Source organism: Photobacterium sp. GB-72, assembly GCF_003026095.1.
Lineage (GTDB): Bacteria > Pseudomonadota > Gammaproteobacteria > Enterobacterales > Vibrionaceae > Photobacterium.
The window spans coordinates 35,675-54,070 of sequence record NZ_PYNV01000001.1; the positions used below are offsets into that span (position 1 = coordinate 35,675).

At 39.0% G+C, this 18,396-nt stretch carries 16 protein-coding genes; 11 read left to right on the top strand and 5 right to left on the bottom strand.

Going from position 1 to position 18,396, the window contains the following annotated elements; genetic code table 11:
- Positions 1 to 123 precede the first annotated feature (123 nt).
- The 5 genes from C9J40_RS00185 to C9J40_RS00205 all read left to right on the top strand — a co-directional run bounded on the left by C9J40_RS00185 (position 124) and on the right by C9J40_RS00205 (position 5,322).
- Positions 124 to 1,182: a 3-deoxy-7-phosphoheptulonate synthase gene (locus C9J40_RS00185; protein WP_107205894.1), complete on the top strand. Its 1,059-nt coding sequence runs from the start codon at positions 124 to 126 to the stop codon at positions 1,180 to 1,182.
- A 147-nt stretch (positions 1,183 to 1,329) separates the two neighbouring features.
- On the top strand, positions 1,330 to 1,812 hold the full coding sequence (locus C9J40_RS00190; RefSeq protein WP_005367504.1) for a YajQ family cyclic di-GMP-binding protein: 483 nt from the start codon (positions 1,330 to 1,332) through the stop codon (positions 1,810 to 1,812).
- A gap of 593 nt (positions 1,813 to 2,405) precedes the next feature.
- Positions 2,406 to 3,695 carry an HAAAP family serine/threonine permease gene (locus C9J40_RS00195; protein WP_107245304.1) on the top strand — a complete coding sequence of 430 codons (1,290 nt, stop codon included), beginning with the start codon at positions 2,406 to 2,408 and terminating at the stop codon, positions 3,693 to 3,695.
- 139 nt (positions 3,696 to 3,834) lie between these two features.
- Complete coding sequence (locus C9J40_RS00200; RefSeq protein ID WP_107205892.1) at positions 3,835 to 4,461, top strand: DNA-J related domain-containing protein; 627 nt, start codon at positions 3,835 to 3,837, stop codon at positions 4,459 to 4,461.
- A gap of 114 nt (positions 4,462 to 4,575) precedes the next feature.
- Entirely contained in the window at positions 4,576 to 5,322 is a 747-nt protein-coding gene (locus C9J40_RS00205; protein WP_107245305.1) for a YdiY family protein, read from the top strand.
- Between the two features lie 102 nt (positions 5,323 to 5,424).
- Here the strand turns inward: C9J40_RS00205 and lpxL are convergent, their stop codons facing one another.
- On the bottom strand, positions 5,425 to 6,357 hold the full coding sequence (gene lpxL / locus C9J40_RS00210) for an LpxL/LpxP family Kdo(2)-lipid IV(A) lauroyl/palmitoleoyl acyltransferase (protein ID WP_107205890.1): 933 nt from the start codon (positions 6,355 to 6,357) through the stop codon (positions 5,425 to 5,427).
- Positions 6,358 to 6,584: 227 nt separating this feature from the next.
- Entirely contained in the window at positions 6,585 to 7,511 is a 927-nt protein-coding gene (locus C9J40_RS00215) for an LpxL/LpxP family Kdo(2)-lipid IV(A) lauroyl/palmitoleoyl acyltransferase (protein WP_107245307.1), read from the bottom strand.
- A 364-nt stretch (positions 7,512 to 7,875) separates the two neighbouring features.
- On the opposite strand from C9J40_RS00215, the gene C9J40_RS00220 reads away from it, so the two are divergent.
- On the top strand, positions 7,876 to 8,169 hold the full coding sequence (locus C9J40_RS00220; RefSeq protein WP_107205888.1) for a helix-turn-helix domain-containing protein: 294 nt from the start codon (positions 7,876 to 7,878) through the stop codon (positions 8,167 to 8,169).
- Between the two features lie 79 nt (positions 8,170 to 8,248).
- Positions 8,249 to 9,334 carry a site-2 protease family protein gene (locus C9J40_RS00225; protein WP_107205887.1) on the top strand — a complete coding sequence of 362 codons (1,086 nt, stop codon included), beginning with the start codon at positions 8,249 to 8,251 and terminating at the stop codon, positions 9,332 to 9,334.
- Between the two features lie 79 nt (positions 9,335 to 9,413).
- On the opposite strand, the gene C9J40_RS00230 is transcribed toward C9J40_RS00225, so the two are convergent.
- Positions 9,414 to 9,770 carry a YajD family HNH nuclease gene (locus C9J40_RS00230; RefSeq protein WP_005367488.1) on the bottom strand — a complete coding sequence of 119 codons (357 nt, stop codon included), beginning with the start codon at positions 9,768 to 9,770 and terminating at the stop codon, positions 9,414 to 9,416.
- A gap of 455 nt (positions 9,771 to 10,225) precedes the next feature.
- Between C9J40_RS00230 and C9J40_RS00235 the strand changes: the two genes are divergently transcribed.
- The 4 genes from C9J40_RS00235 to C9J40_RS00250 all read left to right on the top strand — a co-directional run bounded on the left by C9J40_RS00235 (position 10,226) and on the right by C9J40_RS00250 (position 16,264).
- On the top strand, positions 10,226 to 10,894 hold the full coding sequence (locus tag C9J40_RS00235) for a DUF2760 domain-containing protein (RefSeq protein WP_199188044.1): 669 nt from the start codon (positions 10,226 to 10,228) through the stop codon (positions 10,892 to 10,894).
- Positions 10,894 to 12,729 (top strand): Hsp70 family protein, encoded by a 1,836-nt coding sequence (locus tag C9J40_RS00240; protein WP_107205885.1) that lies wholly within the window; start codon positions 10,894 to 10,896, stop codon positions 12,727 to 12,729. The genes C9J40_RS00235 and C9J40_RS00240 overlap by 1 nt, the downstream gene beginning before the upstream one ends.
- A 151-nt stretch (positions 12,730 to 12,880) precedes the next feature.
- Complete coding sequence (locus tag C9J40_RS00245; protein ID WP_107245309.1) at positions 12,881 to 15,733, top strand: Hsp70 family protein; 2,853 nt, start codon at positions 12,881 to 12,883, stop codon at positions 15,731 to 15,733.
- Positions 15,734 to 16,060: 327 nt separating this feature from the next.
- The gene (locus C9J40_RS00250; protein WP_005367479.1) at positions 16,061 to 16,264 is read left to right on the top strand and encodes a hypothetical protein; all 204 of its coding nucleotides are present in this window, start codon (positions 16,061 to 16,063) and stop codon (positions 16,262 to 16,264) included.
- A gap of 126 nt (positions 16,265 to 16,390) precedes the next feature.
- Here the strand turns inward: C9J40_RS00250 and C9J40_RS00255 are convergent, their stop codons facing one another.
- Together C9J40_RS00255 and C9J40_RS00260 are read right to left on the bottom strand one after the other, a co-directional pair.
- On the bottom strand, positions 16,391 to 17,224 hold the full coding sequence (locus C9J40_RS00255; RefSeq protein ID WP_107245310.1) for an ABC transporter: 834 nt from the start codon (positions 17,222 to 17,224) through the stop codon (positions 16,391 to 16,393).
- Positions 17,221 to 18,093 (bottom strand): ABC transporter ATP-binding protein, encoded by an 873-nt coding sequence (locus C9J40_RS00260; RefSeq protein WP_107205882.1) that lies wholly within the window; start codon positions 18,091 to 18,093, stop codon positions 17,221 to 17,223. Before C9J40_RS00260 ends, C9J40_RS00255 begins: the two co-directional genes overlap by 4 nt.
- Positions 18,094 to 18,396: the final 303 nt, after the last annotated feature.

The window sequence follows — 18,396 nt, forward strand, 5'->3', positions numbered from 1 at the left end:
TTCAATCGTAGTCATAGGATGGTTAGAAAGCTAAGTGATATCACAAGTTTGGTTTATTAAAATCGATTTTTGGGATATCTTAGCGGTGTTATTACAGAGATCCCCAAGGTAGGCAAACATATTATGCCAATGAAAACAGATGAACTTCGCACCGTGAGTTTAGGCTTGATGCCAACTCCTGCTGAAATTGAAGCAACATCACCAATGACTGATGAAATTGCGGCGCATGTAGACCACTCTCGCAAACAGATTGAAGCAATTTTAACGGGTCAAGATTCCCGTTTACTGGTGATTGTTGGTCCATGTTCTATACATGATACCGATGCCGCAGTTGATTATGCGAAACGCCTTGTTGCTGTACAAGAAACATATAAAGACCAATTGTTTATCGTAATGCGTACCTATTTCGAAAAGCCACGCACTGTTGTTGGCTGGAAGGGTTTAGTTACTGATCCACATTTAGATGGCAGTTTAGATTTAGCAACTGGTTTAAAAAAAGCACGCAAACTATTAATTGATATTAACTCGCTAGGCTTACCTACTGCGACTGAATTCCTCGATATGATCACTGGTCAATACCTTGCTGATCTTATCAGTTGGGGAGCCATTGGTGCGCGTACTACCGAATCTCAGATCCACCGTGAAATGGCGTCAGCACTGTCGTGTCCAGTTGGCTTTAAAAACGGCACTGACGGTAATACCAAAATTGCGATTGATGCTATTCGCGCCACACGTGAATCTCACCTTTTCTGCTCACCAGCAAAAAATGGACAAATGACAATTTACCGTACTTCCGGTAATCCTTACGGTCATATTATTTTACGTGGCGGTAAAATGCCAAACTACCACGCTGAAGACATCGCAACAGCATGTGAGGCATTAGCCGAGTTTGAATTACCACAGCGATTAATTGTCGATTTTAGTCATGGTAATTGCCAAAAACAGCATAAACGTCAATTAGATGTTGCTGCTGAAATTTGTGAACAATTGAAAAATGGTAGCCATTCAATTGCGGGCATCATGGCAGAAAGCTTTATTGAAGAAGGGAATCAAGCGGTTATTGAAAACAAACTTGATGAGCTTGTTTACGGTAAATCTATTACTGACCCTTGTATTCATTGGAAAGACACGCTTAAGATGCTCGATATGCTAGCGGATGCTGTTAAAACAGCACAACGCTAAAATATCAATAAAAACAATTTGATGATATATAGTACCGAGATAGAAAGAGAGGCATAGATTGCTTCTCCTTCATTAATAAACGGTATACTATTCGTGTTAATGTAGATGGGAAATATTCCCTTAGACTTATGATAAGAGGCCATAAACATGCCATCTTTTGATATTGTTTCAGAAGTAGATTCCGTAGAAATCAAGAATGCGGTAGACAACTCAAAGCGTGAATTAGACACGCGTTTCGACTTCCGTAATGTTGAATCAAGCATTGAATTAAATAAAGAAATCGTAAAAATCACATCTGAGTCTGAATTCCAAGTAGACCAAATTGTTGCAATTTTACGTAGTAACCTTGCTAAACGTGGTGTTGATGCTAATGCGCTTGAGCGTAAAGCAGTCACTTTCTCAGGTAAAACTGCGTCTCAAAATATTGAATTTAAGCAAGGCGTAGAAACCACAAACGCGAAGAAATTAGTGAAAGCGATTAAAGACGCTAAACTGAAAGTTCAAGTTTCTATCCAAGGTGAGAAACTGCGCGTAACGGGTAAGAAGCGTGATGATCTACAAGCGACTATGTCACTGGTGCGTGAACAAGAGTTAGGCCAACCATTCCAGTTTGATAATTTCCGCGACTGATTTTATCCAAATAGTTAAAAAAGGAAGGCTCTTTGCCTTCCTTTTTTTAAACTTTTTTTGCATGCATTAAAATAATATTGTAAAAAATATACTCAAGGCGCATTATTCAAAAATATAGCTTAAAAGTCATTTTAATCATACAAATTGCATATTTTATCCAATATATACACTTTTATGACATAAAACCCCTACCATTATCACTACATAATAATGTTATTAATATAACGTTAACGCACTTGCATGCTTTTTAAGCAAACGTAAATTTTTTCTCTGCAAAATTTGTTGAACCCAAGTTTTTTCCCCTATAATGCGCGCTCTTCGATAAGGGGACTATTTACAAGGTTATTATAAGAGAGAATCACAGCAGACATTGTTTATAACTTGCTTGATGTAAGTATGGAAACACAAGAATGACAACGGACCCGTCACTGAATATAGAGTATATATCCTATATTTCACCATCAAATCGCACGTTCACTACTTCTTATTTTTTGAAGCTTTATCTGTTGCTCTTCGCGTATGCGACCAAGGAAGATCAGAATAACTCAGCCCTTTGAAAGTTAAACATAATACTTATAAAGGAGATGTCCATTATGGACACCGCACAAAATTTAACGGCGACGACTTCTGCACAAAGCAAAAAATTAGGGTGGAGCAAAAGTGATACATTATGGATGCTTGGCCTATACGGTACCGCCGTGGGTGCAGGTACTCTATTTTTACCCATTAATGCGGGTGTTGGCGGTTTAATTCCATTACTTGTAATGGCCGCTCTTGCATTTCCAATGACATTCTTTGCCCACCGTGCGATGACACGTTTTGTGTTATCAAGTTCGAATCCGGGTGCTGATATTACAGAAGTTGTTGAAGAGCATTTTGGTAAGGGCATGGGCAAAGTGATCACATTACTTTATTTCTTTGCTATCTACCCCATTCTATTAGTTTATAGTGTTGCACTAACAAATACAGTTGAAAGCTTTATGCTTAACCAGTTAGGTATCGAGCCACCAGCACGTGCAATTTTAGCGTTAGTATTGATCCTTGGTTTAATGGCAATTGTTCGTTTAGGTGAGCAGTTAATTGTTAAAGCGATGAGTATCTTAGTATTCCCATTCGTTGCTGTATTATTAATGTTGGCACTGTTTCTTGTACCGTACTGGAATGACTCTATCTTCCATAACATCATCCCAGCAGACGGTGGCTTAAACTCAGTAATGCTTGCTGTATGGTTAATCTTACCGGTAATGGTTTTTTCGTTTAACCACTCACCTGTTATCTCATCATTTGCTGTCGCTAAGCAAAAAGAATACGGCGAAAACGCAGAGCGTCAAAGTTCACGTATTCTAGCCCGTGCACACATTATGATGGTATTAACCGTAATGTTCTTCGTTTTCAGCTGCGTATTAAGCTTATCACCTGAAAATCTAGCAGAAGCTAAAGCAAATAACGTATCTATTCTAACTTACTTAGCGAACCACTTTGATACACCGATCATTGCTTACGTTGCGCCGATTGTAGCGATTATTGCAATTACTAAGTCTTTCCTTGGCCACTACTTAGGCGCCAGTGAAGGCCTAAATGGTTTAGTGATCAAAGTTACTCGTGATAAGAATAAAGAGATCTCAAAAAAAGCACTAAACCGCTTTACAGCAATCTTTATGCTAGTAACAACATGGGCTGTAGCGACACTAAACCCAAGTATTCTAGGTATGATTGAAAGCTTAGGTGGCCCTATTATTGCGATGTTGCTTTTTATTATGCCAATGTACGCAATCAAAAAAGTACCATCTATGAAGAAATACTCAGGCGCAATCAGCAATGTATTTGTGACGGTTATCGGCCTTGTTTCTATCTCTGCAATCTTCTACTCATTATTTATATAATGTATAAACAATGAGTTAAAAGGCTAGCTTAGTGCTAGCCTTTTTTATTTTTAACTCTTACCACTCTCAATATTGTTAAAAATTTGCTACATTAATCATAACGTATGCCATTTTTTATGACTTAAATATTGGGAAGCCAATGACTAATCAGCCAATTGATTTTCAACTCGAACACGAGAACCCGCTTATTTGGCCGATCCTGTCCTTACTGCAACACCAACCAAAAAACTGGATGATCCACACCCTTAGCCAAGCATTACGTGAAAAAGAAATGTTAGATACGCTTGATAGTGACAGCAATAAGGATCTCTTCAAACGTAATTTCTTATTAATGAATGCACTCTACCAACTCCAGATTTTATTGTTTCCAAAACAGTGGCTACAAGTTCAAGCAATGGATATTCAACTGCTTAATATTGTTTATCAGACCCATCATATAGAACAAGAAGATCCGCTACGGGAGTATTATTTAGACTGGAAGAACTATCATGCTAATGGCGATGCGATAGAGCAACTACTGAGCTCTTTTTGGCGACGATACCAGCAACATATTAATAACCAGCCAATTAATATTACCACGACATCCATTGATGATGATTTTGATTTATTTTCTTTATCCAATACAGCATCACTAGCGGAAGTCAGAAAACAATGGCGTCGTTTAGCATTACAATGGCACCCTGATCGTGAAAATGGTGATAGTGAGAAATTCAAACTACTTTATAACGCTAACCAACGATTAATTAATTACTTAAAGAATAGATAGCGACACTGATAATCATACGGCTGATATTTCACACATAGCTATCACACAGTTCTGACAGCACATTAACCTTCATCACCTACATTGTCCGCGACATTTATTTTTGGCTGCGAGACAATGAAACGATACTCTATATTGCTACTTTCCCCCCTTTTGTGTCAGATGGCTTTCGCAACAACGTCATCCAATACAGCACAAAGTACCCCAGCCTTTGATGGTTCAGCAAAGCTGGGCTTTATCTATTCAAAAACGACCAACACTTCTATGTCGTTAAATTCCGGTACTGATTTTAATTACGATAAAAATAATTGGTCGAATAAATTATCATTAAGCTCTTTTTATACCGATAGCACTAAAGAAGAAGATGGTGTTAATAAATACCAAATAGCACTAAAAAATGAATATGCTATCGGGCCTCATTCTTTTACTTATTTAAGTAATACCTATAACCACGATCAATTTGGCACATACCACAGTGAATATATTGTCTCGACCGGTTTAGGCTACAAATTTTATAACACCAAAACAACAAAACTAACGGTTGGTGGTGGTCCGGGTTATCGTCATAGTCGTCGCCAAAAAAATGATCCCGATTATCCAAATCAAACTGAAAAAAACATGATTGCCAATGTATTCTTGCGTGCAAAAAAACAGTTCACTCCGACTTTTTCTGCTGGGCTTGAAAGTAATATTGACTATGGTCGTTCAAATACAACCTATGATGTAAAAGCCTTTGTAAAGAACCGATTAATTGATCATATTGCACTCATGTTAGATACCCAATATATCTACAATACAGAAGTAGCAAGTGATAAAAGTAACGATGAGATATACAGTACGGTCAGTATTACTTACGACTTTTAATATTTTCCCTGATAGAAAATATTAGGTTAGATATAAAAAAGCCGAAGATAATAACCTTCGGCATTTCTATTCTCTCTTTATATATTCGCTATCTTTGTCTAACTACTTATATAAACATGGTTCACCCTCTGGGCGAGTTTTAAAGCGGTGATGTAACCACATATATTGCGAAGGTGCTGCCAAAATAGAGTGCTCTACCGCTTTATTAATATAAGCCGCAGCGGCATCTGGGTCGTTGTGTGGAAACGCTTCCAAAGGTGGAAATATTTTCAACGTATATTGACCGCTATCAGTATCACGGATCATCGCAAAAGGTAATGGCACCGCATCAGTATTATCAATCAATAAACTGGTACCTGTCGTTGTACACGCTTGCTCTACCGCAAATAAAGGTGCGAATGTGGAATTTCGGCCACGACCATAATCATGATCCGGTGCATACCACAGCATTTCACCCTGTCTTAAATCCTGAAACATGCCTTTTAAATCTTTACGATCACGCATATGTTTATTTGAACGGACACGCCCTTTAAATTGAAAGAAATCAAAACATGGATTGTTATTAGGACGATATACGCCGACACCTGGCGTATGTAAACCAAAAGCACGCGCACCTAATTCAAGGTTCAGTGAATGAACAGCAATTAACAAGATCCCTTTTCCTTGTTCTTGCAGCTTATAAACATGCTCTAAACCTTCAACCTTAACGTGGCGCTCAACCCGTAAGTCAGGCCAAAACCATGCCATACTGGTTTCAAATAACGCTAGGCCAGTATTATCGATATTTTGTTTAATAAGCTTATTACGCTCATTAATATCCATATCTGGAAAGCACAACTCTAAATTACGCTCAATCGTTTTACGTCGGTCACGCATAAAATGCATTACTAAACGTCCAACATTTTGACCTAAGCGAAATTGTATAAAATAAGGCAACCAACTAATTAAATACATCACTGCCATAGATATCAGAACAGGCCAATATCTAGGATGTAAAAAAGATGAAGTAAACGTTGGAGCTGTGAACTTTCTCATAGCGACGATAATCCCGTTACAATGTATGTCTGCTTAGTGAAGTATAAATTTCTAATTATATTGATAGTATTTCTAAGCAGTTAGTAACAGTATTTTATGTTGAGTTATGGAATAGTTGCAAGCTCAAGTGTGATCATCATCGCAAATAGACAGCTTGCGTTAAGATTTTGAAAAATAAAAAGCCTGCAATATTTGCAGGCTTCAAAGTATTAATCAGATAGCTTAGGTTATTTATACAAGCATTCTTGCCCTTCTGGGCGAGTTTTAAAGCGACGATGTAGCCACATATATTGGCTAGGCGCAGCCATAATTGATTCTTCAACAATTTTATTGATGAAGGCTGCAGCTGCATCAGGATCTTTTTTCGGAAACCCTTCAACCGCTTTACGTAAGGTTAGTGTGTAATGCCCTTTATCGTCTCTTACCATAGTAAAGGGTACGATAACGCAATCAGTATTATCAACTAACAAACTTGTACCTGTTGTTGTACACGCTTGCTCTACTGCAAATAATGGCGCAAATGTTGAACGACGACGACCATAATCATGATCGGGTGCATACCATACTCGCTCACCCGTTTTTAATGCCTGCAACATTGATTTTACGTCTTTACGATCAATCAAAGTACGGTTTGAGCGTGAACGACCTAAATACTGAAAGTAATCAAAACAAGGGTTACTATTAGGACGATAAACCCCCATACCTGACATTTTAATGCCAAACGCACGCGCACCTAATTCAAGATTCATTGAATGCACAGCAACCATTAATGCGCCTCTGCCTTCTTTGGCAAGTTGTTCCATTTGTTCAAGACCCACAATTGTCACATGGCGATTCACGCGTTCATCAGACCAAAACCATGCCATGCCAGTTTCAAACAGCCCCATACCTGTATTATCGATATTTTCTGCAATTAAACGTTGTTTGTCTTCTTCCAGCATCGTAGGAAAACATAGCTCTAAATTACGCTCAATTGTACGGCGACGTTTTTTCATCAATTTAATCGCTAGGCGACCGATGTTTTTACCCATCGTTAATTGCCATGAGTACGGAAGACAACTCAGCAGATACATTACGCCAACGAGAATAAGCGTCCCCCAATAACGGGGATGAAGAAGAGATAGGGTAAATTTTGGAGTGTTATTTTTTGTCATATTTATAGCCTTCTGCCTCCTATCGTGCAAAAAGACAACAGAACGCATAATCATGTAGACGGACATAATAAGCGGTTAACAACTAATGAGGTAGTAAAATATTGTAAATAAATTATTTCCCCTAATTCATTTGATATACATCTCAATATTTACTCATAACATCGTACTAAAAGAATCATTATTGTAAGTTGGTTTTATTTAAAAATTCGTTAACCAATTAAAAAATAAATGTTTATTATTTAAAATTAGCTCATAATTAAAGGTATTAGTTCATTTTGTAATAAGTTTAAATTTTTACAAAAATAGAACATAAGTTTATTGACTTATCCCCCAGGATAATTTTTCAACTCAACGGAATCTGTATATGGAATTAAGCAAAACAAAATCGAGTTTTTATCGTCGTCTTTATATCGCTTATTTAATCGAAAATGGCATTAATAATGTCCCTAAAATTATTGCCTTTTCAGGTATGCCTCGCCGTACTGCACAAGATACTATCAAGAGCTTGATTGAACTTGATATTATTTGTCAATTTACCCAAACCAAGGGTGAGCGACATCAAACAGGCCATTACAGCATTGAACAATGGGGAGCGATTAATAAAGACTGGCTTAACCAGAATATTGAACAGATAAAAGTAGCACTAGATTATCCATAACTCGTTACACATTTACGCTATAACATTGTGCTTTTTTCCGTATAATTTTCTCACTAACCTTAGATAGACAGGTAACGCATTGGAACTGCTTCAACTAGATGACTTTTTAGGTAAACCGCTTCGTTTAGAAGGTTCACTTGCAGGCTGGCAACAGTTGTTCTGGGACAACACGCTAGTTTCACAAAAAGATGCTTCAGCATCAGATAATAACAATTTTCATCACCAATTTGCGCTTCAAAATGGCGATGAAACCATTGAATGCCAGCTATCAGGTAATCTTTCATGGCAACCTTTTTTGATCAGTTACCAAGCGCAAGTGAATAACCAAGTTATCGCGCAGGGTGAGCGTAACGAAAAAGACATAGAGCGCCAAACGCCTCATACACCAATTGTTGCTGAAAGAAGATTCAGCATAATTGGTCTAGTCTCGCTCGGTATGAAGGCATTAAAAAGTGCCAAGCTGATCAAAGTGGTATTAGCGTCAGCCAGCCTTGCTGCCTATTCTTGGCTTTTCTCATTTCAGTTTGCTTTAGCACTTATCGCTTGTTTAGTTTTTCATGAATACGGTCACGTCCGTGCCATGAAATATTTTGGTATGAAAACCAAAGGTATTTATCTTGTGCCTTTTCTTGGTGGGCTTGCGCTAAGTGATGAGAAAATAAATACTCGCTGGCAAGATGTGGTTATCTCTATTATGGGACCACTCTTTGGTTTGATCATGTCTTTGATCTGTATGGTTGCCTATTGGATCACAGGCGAGATGTTCTTTGCAGGTCTCGCGGTATTTAATGCTTTACTGAATTTATTCAATCTACTGCCTATTTTACCGTTAGATGGTGGACATGTACTGAAAAGTATCAGCTTTTCTATGAACAGTAAGCTTGGCATTATTCTATGTGCCGGCGCGGCTATTGGTGGTGTCATTCTCAGCTATAAACTAGGATTAACCCTCTTTGGTTTTTTACTTATCATGGGCTGTATTGAAATCGTTTTTGAATGGAAACAGCGCCATCATAGTCATTTGCTTCCACTTGATCGCTATGGACAGATTTTCTCTTTCGTTTGGTATGTCGGCCTTGTTTCGTCGCTAATGGCAATTATTTGGTACTTTGCAAGTATGGGCGATACCTTACTGAGCCTGCCATTACAGATTCTAGGCACCTAATAGATATTTCAAAACGACAGAAACAAAAAAGGGACGAATTATCGTCCCTTTTATCTTTCTAGCTGGCATAAGCAAGTTATTACTTTTTGCCTTTTTCCATCATTGCTTTTAAATCTGCAAATGGGTTGAACGTAGCAGCTTCATGCTCATTTTCACCAGCACGGATAACACTACTTTGACCGTTATCCGCATCAGTATATTTCTCATGCTCATGGTCGTGACAGAATAAACAAAGTAGTTCCCAGTTACTGCCATCTTCTGGATTATTAGTATGATCATGATCTACGTGGTGAACGGTTAATTCACGGAGATTTGAATATACAAATTCACGAGAACAACGACCACATACCCACGGGTAAATTTTTAATGCTTTTTCACGGTAACCCGCTTCTTTACGTGCATAAGCGGCACTGGTGCCGTAGAAATCAGATGACATATCTTGACCTATCTTCTAACACAACAGCCCATACACTTAAGAACTATCATGCTTTAGTACTAATTTTGCTGTATTGAACCACCACCAAAGTGGTTATATCAAGCTATTCTTTTAAGATTAATGACCTTGTTATCGAATTTTAAGCCATATCTTTTTAATACAATCAGTTAGCTTGAAAACGTCACCCTCCATCCCCATTTTAGCTACATGTCAGAACATCGATGTGTCAAATACGCTAAATACACTAGTATTTAACGTAATATATTGATTGCAAATTAGGCTAAGAAACCGTTTGTTCTCGCTTTTAAGCAAAAAAACACGCTCTAGTAGGCATCTTTTGCATACGTCTATGTTAATATTCGACTAATTATTTGAAGCTGATTCACACTTAATATTTAACCGAATCGCCCTTTAACCGCTAAGAGTAAACAAATATGGCTTTTGATTTTTCTAAGATGCACGTTGATTTGTCGGCAGTGCCAACTACTATCGACATGGGTCACGCATGGTTAGGCGCTCTAGTTCTAATTCTATTGGTTATGTACCTCACGAAAAAAGGCAAGCCAGTCGAAGTTGAAAAGATTATCGAAAAAGAAATCGAAGTAGAGAAGATCGTCGAAGTTGAAAAACCGGTTGAGAAAATCGTAGAAAAGATTATCGAAAAACCCGTCGAGAAAATTGTCGAAGTTGAAAAAGTTGTTGAAAGAATCGTTGAGGTTGAAGTTGAACCTAAGCTAAAAACATCGACCCCTGATGCTGCATTACAACTTCTTTCTCTGCTTCAACAAGAAGCGCGCTTTATCGACTTCATGCAAGAAGATCTTAAAGGCTATGCTGACGCCGATATCGGTGCCGCAGCGCGTGTTATTCACGAAGGCGGTCATAAAGTATTAAATGAATACTTCAGTTTTGCGCCAGTTCGCACTGAAGAAGAAGAGACACGTATTACCCTGCCACAAGGCTTCAACGCATCTGAAGTTCGCCTAACAGGTAATGTGGTTGGTGAAGCACCATTTAACGGAACTTTGATCCACCGTGGCTGGAAAGTAACAGAGGTTAAATTGCCTAAATTGGCAGAAGGCCACGATGCACATATCATCGCAGCCGCTGAGGTAGAATTATAATGCAAGACACACAACAACACCGTTACAGCGTTGGTATCGATTTAGGTACAACACACTGCGTACTCTCTTATGTTGATCTTCAAGATGAGAACGCTGATGTTACGGTTATGCCCATCCCACAATTAACCAATCCGGGTAATGTGGAAGAAAAGAACCAGCTTCCATCGTTCATGTATCAAGCACATGAATCTGAACTGGCTGAAGGTGATACTGCACTTCCTTGGAATGCAAAACCGAATGCGATTGTGGGGGCAATGGCACGTTCATTAGGCAGTAAGACTCCTATCCGTCTTATCTCTAGTGCGAAAAGCTGGCTATGTCACGGCGGCGTAAACCGTCGTGATGCATTCTTACCATTAAATAGCCCAGAAGAAGTGGTCAAAGTATCACCTCTTGAAGCCACACAACAATATCTTGAGCACATGGCTGATGCATGGAACTTTCAGCATCCTGAAACGCCTATTTTTGATCAAGACGTAACGATTACTGTACCTGCTTCGTTTGATCCCGCAGCGCGTGATTTAACCGCAGAAGCAGCACGTAATGTTGGCTTTAAGTACCTTACGTTGCTTGAAGAGCCGCAAGCGGCAGTATATAGCTGGATTAAAAACAACGATGAAAGCTGGCGTGATCAAGTGTCTGTTGGCGATATTATCCTTGTGGTTGATATCGGTGGTGGTACAACAGATTTATCGTTAGTCGCTGTCACTGAAGAAGACGGCAACCTTACTCTGAATCGTGTAGCGGTTGGCGATCACATCCTACTGGGTGGCGACAATATGGACTTAGCTCTGGCTTATCGTTTAAAAATGAAGCTAGCGCAAGAAGGCAAACAGCTACAACCTTGGCAAGTATTAGCGATTACGCATGCATGTCGTGATGCTAAAGAAGCATTACTTAATGATGCTGAATTACAAGCAATGCCAATTGTTGTTCCTAGTCGAGGTTCTAAATTACTTGGCGGCACACTTCAAACTGAACTGACTCAAGAAGAAGTGCAACAGACACTTGTTGAAGGTTTCTTCCCACAAACATCTGTTGAAGAGCACCCAGTTCAAGCTCCACGTGGCGCATTAACCCAAATGGGCTTACCTTACGCACAAGATGCGGCGGTTTCTCGCCATGTGGCAAGTTTCCTTAGCCGTCAAAGCCAAGCAGTTGATGAGCTTTTTGAACAATTTGAACAAATGCACGACGGCTTCATCCGCCCAACTGCAATTTTGTTCAACGGTGGTGTTTTAAAATCAAATCTATTATCTGATCGCCTACTGGGTATCATTAATAGTTGGTTAACTACAGGTGGTTCAGAGCCAGCAAAATTACTTCAAGGTTTAGATCTTGATTTAGCAGTTGCAAGCGGCGCATCCTACTACGGCTCTGTTCGTCAAGGTAAAGGCGTTCGTATCCGTGGCGGTATCGCAAGTAGCTACTATGTCGGCATCGAAAGTGCTATGCCTGCAATCCCAGGTATGGAACCACCACTTGAAGCACTATGTGTTGCACCATTTGGTATGGAAGAAGGCTCTCAAGCTAACGTACCAAGCCAAGAGTTTGGCTTAATCATTGGCCAACCCGTACAGTTCAAGTTCTTCGGTTCTACAGTACGCCGTGATGATGTTGCTGGTACTCATCTTGATTGGTGGCAACCGGAAGAGATGGAAGAATTACCATCGATTCAAATGACACTGCCAGTATCTGATGGCCGTACCGTAGGTGAAGTGGTTCCTGTTAAGTTAGCATCACGCGTAACAGAATTAGGGACACTTTGTCTTGAAGCGATTTCGACTGATAACGGTCAGAAATGGCAGGTAGAATTCGACGTTCGCGAAAGCTAATATCGAACTAACGGCGCATCTTTTGATGCGCCGTTTATCTATATACATACTCGTGGGTTTATAGTTATAACAATACACAATCATCTACCTTCTGTAGGGCTTTCATTTATTCCCACTTGTCAATTTTCCTATTTTACTTTGTGGAGTCGTCATGCCTTCATCTTCCCCTCGCTATTTAGTCGGTATCGATCTAGGGACAACGCACACCGTTGTAGCTTACGCTGAAATTACAGATGACCTTGAAAATAGCCCAATGCATATTTTCAATATCGATCAACTTATTGCACCGGGCGAAGTCGCTCGTAAACCTCTACTGCCCTCTTTCCGTTATCACCCCGCTCAAGGTGAAATGGATGCAACTCAACTTGTCTTACCATGGAACCCTGAACCGGTTAACGGCGAAATTGATACCGTAATCATTGGTGAGTTAGCCCGAGAACTGGGCGCAAAAGTTGAAGGTCGCCAAGTGGTGAGTGCGAAAAGTTGGCTATCTCATCCCAACGTTGATCGTAACGAAGCTATTTTACCTTGGTCATCAACGGCATCTAAATCAGATGTTAAGAAAGTTTCTCCTGTCATTGCGAGTGCCAGTTACTTAAACCATGTTCGTCAATCATGGGATTATCACCATAAGAATGCCAAGCTTGCCGATCAAGAAGTAGTGATAACTGTGCCTGCATCATTTGATGAAGCTGCACGTGCGTTAACACTGCAAGCAGCAGAGTTAGCAGGATTAAAAAAAGTCTTATTGCTAGAAGAGCCGCAAGCAGTATGTTACGACTGGTACGCGCAAAATAAAGATAACGCTGATGAATTATTAAAAGACATACCACTATTAATGGTGTGTGACGTAGGTGGTGGTACAACCGATTTAAGCTTAATAAAAGTCGGTAGCAAAGATAATAAGCTCACCCTTGATCGTATAGGGGTTGGCGATCACTTAATGCTTGGTGGGGATAACCTTGATTTATCCCTTGCTCATGTTGCCGAGCAACGTCTGAACGGTGAATCAAACAAACTCAGTCAATCTGCGCTATCAAAACTTATACAGCAAACACGTAAAGTGAAAGAAAGCTTATTATCAGGTAATGCACCAGATACAGCAAAAGTAACCATGTTAGGTAGCGGCTCACGATTGATTGGTGGTGCCAAAAGTATTGAGTTAAATCGTGACGAAGTGCATCGCATTGCGCTTGACGGTTTCTTCCCTATGACAGCATACAGCGAGCAACCAAGCCAACGTCAAGCGGCTATGGTCGAATTTGGCCTACCCTATGCGGCAGATCCTGCTATTAGTAAACATATTGCACAATTTATCGATCTTCATGATCATGTGTGCCGCGATGCGTTCAAAGAAAATGGTATTGAAATCGATGACGATAAACCAGCGATTCCTGTTGCCGTACTGCTAAATGGTGGTGTCTTTAACAGCCCATTACTGACTGAGCGCACACTTAACGTCATTTCATCATGGCGCGACGATAGCAGTATTACAGAGCTTAAAAACCTACATCCCGATCTTGCGGTTGCCTTTGGTGCGGTTGCTTATGCCAAAGCCCGTCATGGCGCACAACTAAAAATTGGCGGTGGCTCTGCCCGTTCTTTCTTCCTTGTTATTGGTCAAAATAAAGACGTAAAACAAGGTATCTGTTTATTACCAAAAGGTATTGAAGAAAGTACTGAAGTTAACTTAACTCATCGTAAATTTGCTTTAACCTTGGGTGAGCCCGTGCGTTTTAACCTTGTTTCTACCACTGATGAAAAATACTCAGAAGCCGGTGAACTGGTTGAAATTATTGGTGATGGTTTTGTTACTCTACCGCCATTTATTGCGACTCTTGATAGTGAACGAGATCGTAGCGAATTAGCGGCAAACCAGAAAGATCGTGAAGAGGTAACCTTAGCATGTCAGCTAACTGAAGTCGGCACCCTTCAGATCGAAGCGGTTAGCATAGCAGATCCCAAAAAACGCTGGAAAGTTGAATTTGCGATCCGAAAAGATCTCGCAAAATTACATCGTGGTGATGTCGACAGCACCCTTGCTGAAAGTGAGCTTCCTCCACGAATGAATGACGCCATTGATGCTATCAAAAAAGTTTATGGTGGCAGCAAGAATAGCGATAACAGTAAAGCGGCGAAAACGTTGCGTAACGATCTTGATAAGATGCTGGGAAAACGTGATAACTGGGAACCCCCCTGTTTACGTGAATTAGCTAACGCTCTGTTAGAAAGTAAAAAGCGTCGACGTCGTTCAGATCTTCATGAGCGTAACTGGTTAAAACTTATAGGCTTTACCATGCGTCCGGGTTTTGGCTACCCTGCTGATGATTTCCGTATGAATGAAATTTGGGCATTGTACCAACAAGGTATTCAATTTGAATCCAATACCCAAACTTGGTGTGACTGGTGGACCTTCTGGCGTCGTGTTGCCGGTGGTTTAACCCAAGAGCAACAATTAGTGATCTATAAAGACATTGCTAAATACATCACTCCTGGTGCTAGTCGTAATGCCAAACTGAATAAAGAGCTTCAAGAACGTAGTTATGAAGACATGGTACGTTTAGCCGCCTCACTTGAACATTTGCCTTTTGACAAAAAGCTTCAACTTATTGAGTGGTTATTTGGACGCTTACAGAAAACCCAATACGCACAAGCGCATTGGTGGGCGATTGGACGTATTGCTACACGTACGCCTTTCTATGGTTCAACTCATAATCTTCTCTCAGCAGAACATGTCTCTTTCTGTTTACCAGAGCTGATGGAGCTTGATTGGCGTAAAGAACCCTATATTGGCTTTGCGGCTGTTATGATGACGCGTAAAACGGGTGATCGTAACTTAGATATCAATGATGCTTTACGACAGCAAGTTATTGATAAACTTAAAGCAAGTCGTGCACCTGAAAGCTGGATTGAAATGGTATCAGAAATTAAAATATTAACTGAAGATGAAACCAAGCGCGTCTTTGGTGATGCTTTACCTAATGGTTTAAGATTAATTGGCTAATCTGCTAATTTATAAAAGTTAACCTTACTTTTAATTAAAAGGATGAGTTTTTACTCATCCTTTCATCATTTATGAAATATAACATCTGTATTTTATTACTTATCCGTTGATAAATATAAATAAACAAAGAGAATCTATTAAAATTATGAATCAATATCTACTTTTAATAACGAAAGCCTAATCTATTAATCTTCTGTTAAGGTTCATCTTGTTATTGTCTTATTAACAGCATTTGTTTGCTTGTTTTATTAACAAGTAAAGCTATTGGGGGACTCCCTTTAGCCCCTCAATAAAGACATTTAAATATATAGAAGAGTAGAAGTCGCTATGAATAATTCTCAATTCCACATCATCGCACAACGTATTTTTAAGTCAGAAAATCAACGTGTTGCAGTAGCAGCTGTTGTTTTTGATGGCCTATCAAGCTATGAGGCTGAAAAACGTTACGAACTTCCTAAAGGCACATTATCACGTAACGTGCGCAAATATAAAAATGAAGTAAAGTACATTGAATCTGTAACAGCAGCTTAATCTAAATTATAAAATAATAAGCTTTCCCATGCATATAACTGTATAGATAAAAAAACAAACGAAAGCTTAATACCGGTGCGTATAAAAAAAGGAGAGTTGATACTCTCCTTTTTTATTGTCTACTGTTTATTTTCCCGATCTAAATCTGACAGTGAGAATAAAGAAAATAACCGCAATAATGAATAATCCCATCAATGTTGGGCTACCTATTGCCATTAATGTCCCCCATGGGTGATCACTCATTAATATATTAATTGACAGATTGTTGACTTGACTTATCCAATCACCAATGGCACTTGAATTAAAAACAATAGATCCCATTATTTTAGTAAGTAAGATAATCACAAATATTGTAATTAATGGATGCTCATTAAATTGAGAAATAAAGAATATAATACAAGCGACAGGCAATAACGCTAAACTCATGGCTGCCATTGTCGATATAAATTCGCCATAATGCTGTCCCAATGCCACAAGATTAACTGAATAGTCCGTTAATAAACTTTGTGGAAGAAACCATTGTCCGACACACCAAACAGTAAGATCAGCAAACAACAATAGGAAAGAAGTAATAATCGGTATAATCACTAAGGCAAAAATAAGTTTTACAGCTATCGCTTTAGCATCCGATACTGGCATTGAATGCCAAAACGCTAAACTGCCCTCTTTTCTCTCTTTCGACAGTGTTCTCGCTGTATAGGTGAAAAAGCTCACTAATGTCACCAACCCTGCCAGCATGAAATTAATTAGCCCGGCAATACCCGCAAAAGAATCGCTATGAGTAAAATTTGGCGACCAATTTTCTAACCCTGATGATTGCACATTAAATGAGAAGTTCTGGCTATTACTCATAATTAATATGATGCAAATAATCGAAAAAGCAGCAAGAAACAGTGGTAAGCGAGTGACAAGCTTATGCTCAAGCAATTCTTTAGTTAACAATGCTTTTATTGGGTTCATAAAGCCTCCTGTTGCTTGGCAATAAATATATCAGCAAGACTTGGCTTAGTAACTGTACCTAACATTGCTAATTCAGTTGGTGAAATATTTTCAAACAATAAACGGTGTTGGCCTAAACCTACTTTACAACTAATCGGTTTTAACTTTTTCGCTTGATCAATATGTTGATCATCAACCGAAAGGATATTAAAACGCTCAGATAAATCGCTAAGTTGTCCTTGTAAAACAGTTCGCCCTTTTTTCAACACCAACACATTTGTCAGCATATGAGCTATTTCATCAACTTCATGACTTGCAATAATCAACGCTCTTTCGCCCTCATGAAACCATTCCATTAAATAACGATAGAAGGTTTCACGGTACATTAAATCAAGGCCTAGCGTAGGCTCATCAAGAATTAAAACATTCACATCTGTCGCCATCACAAGTGCAAGATGCAACTGTACTTTCATCCCTTTAGATAGCGCGGCAATTTTACTTTTTAATGAAATATTGGTTTGAGCTAAGTATGCTGTCATCTTCTGTTGATCATAGCGAGGATGTACACCTTGTACATATTTCATCACTTGCTTAACAGTCATCCATTCAGGTAATACTGCAACATCCGATATATAGCCAAGACGCTCTACAATTTTTTCCCGTTGTTTTTGTGGCTCTAGACCAAAAATAGTTAATTCACCACTATGGTTATGCATCCCCAGCATTGCTTTAATTAATGTCGACTTTCCTGCGCCATTATGCCCAAGTAAGCCTAAGACTTGTCCCGATTTTAACTCAAAATTAACATCACTTAATACTTCATTATTTTGGTACGCTTTACTGATGTGTTGGGCTGAGATAAATGTTAGATCTACAAAACTTTTATTCACGTCCGCTTCCTTTGGAAATACCTAATAACGGTTATTTATTGGCTTGCTTATAGTAAGAGTAACGAGAAGTTCGGCAATGAATCAACTGTTAATAAAAGAATGGCTTTGCATCGTTTGATTTTTATAATGAAAATCGACAAAATTTGAAAGTCTTTGTATTTAGATGAAATATATGAAGATAAAAGTTAATCGTACTCAGCCTAGCAATAAAAGATCTCATTTATGCAAACTGATAAATAAGAAACGCCTTTATGAAGCTAAATAGCATTATAAATTTATTCTTCTCACGATTATTTAGCTAAT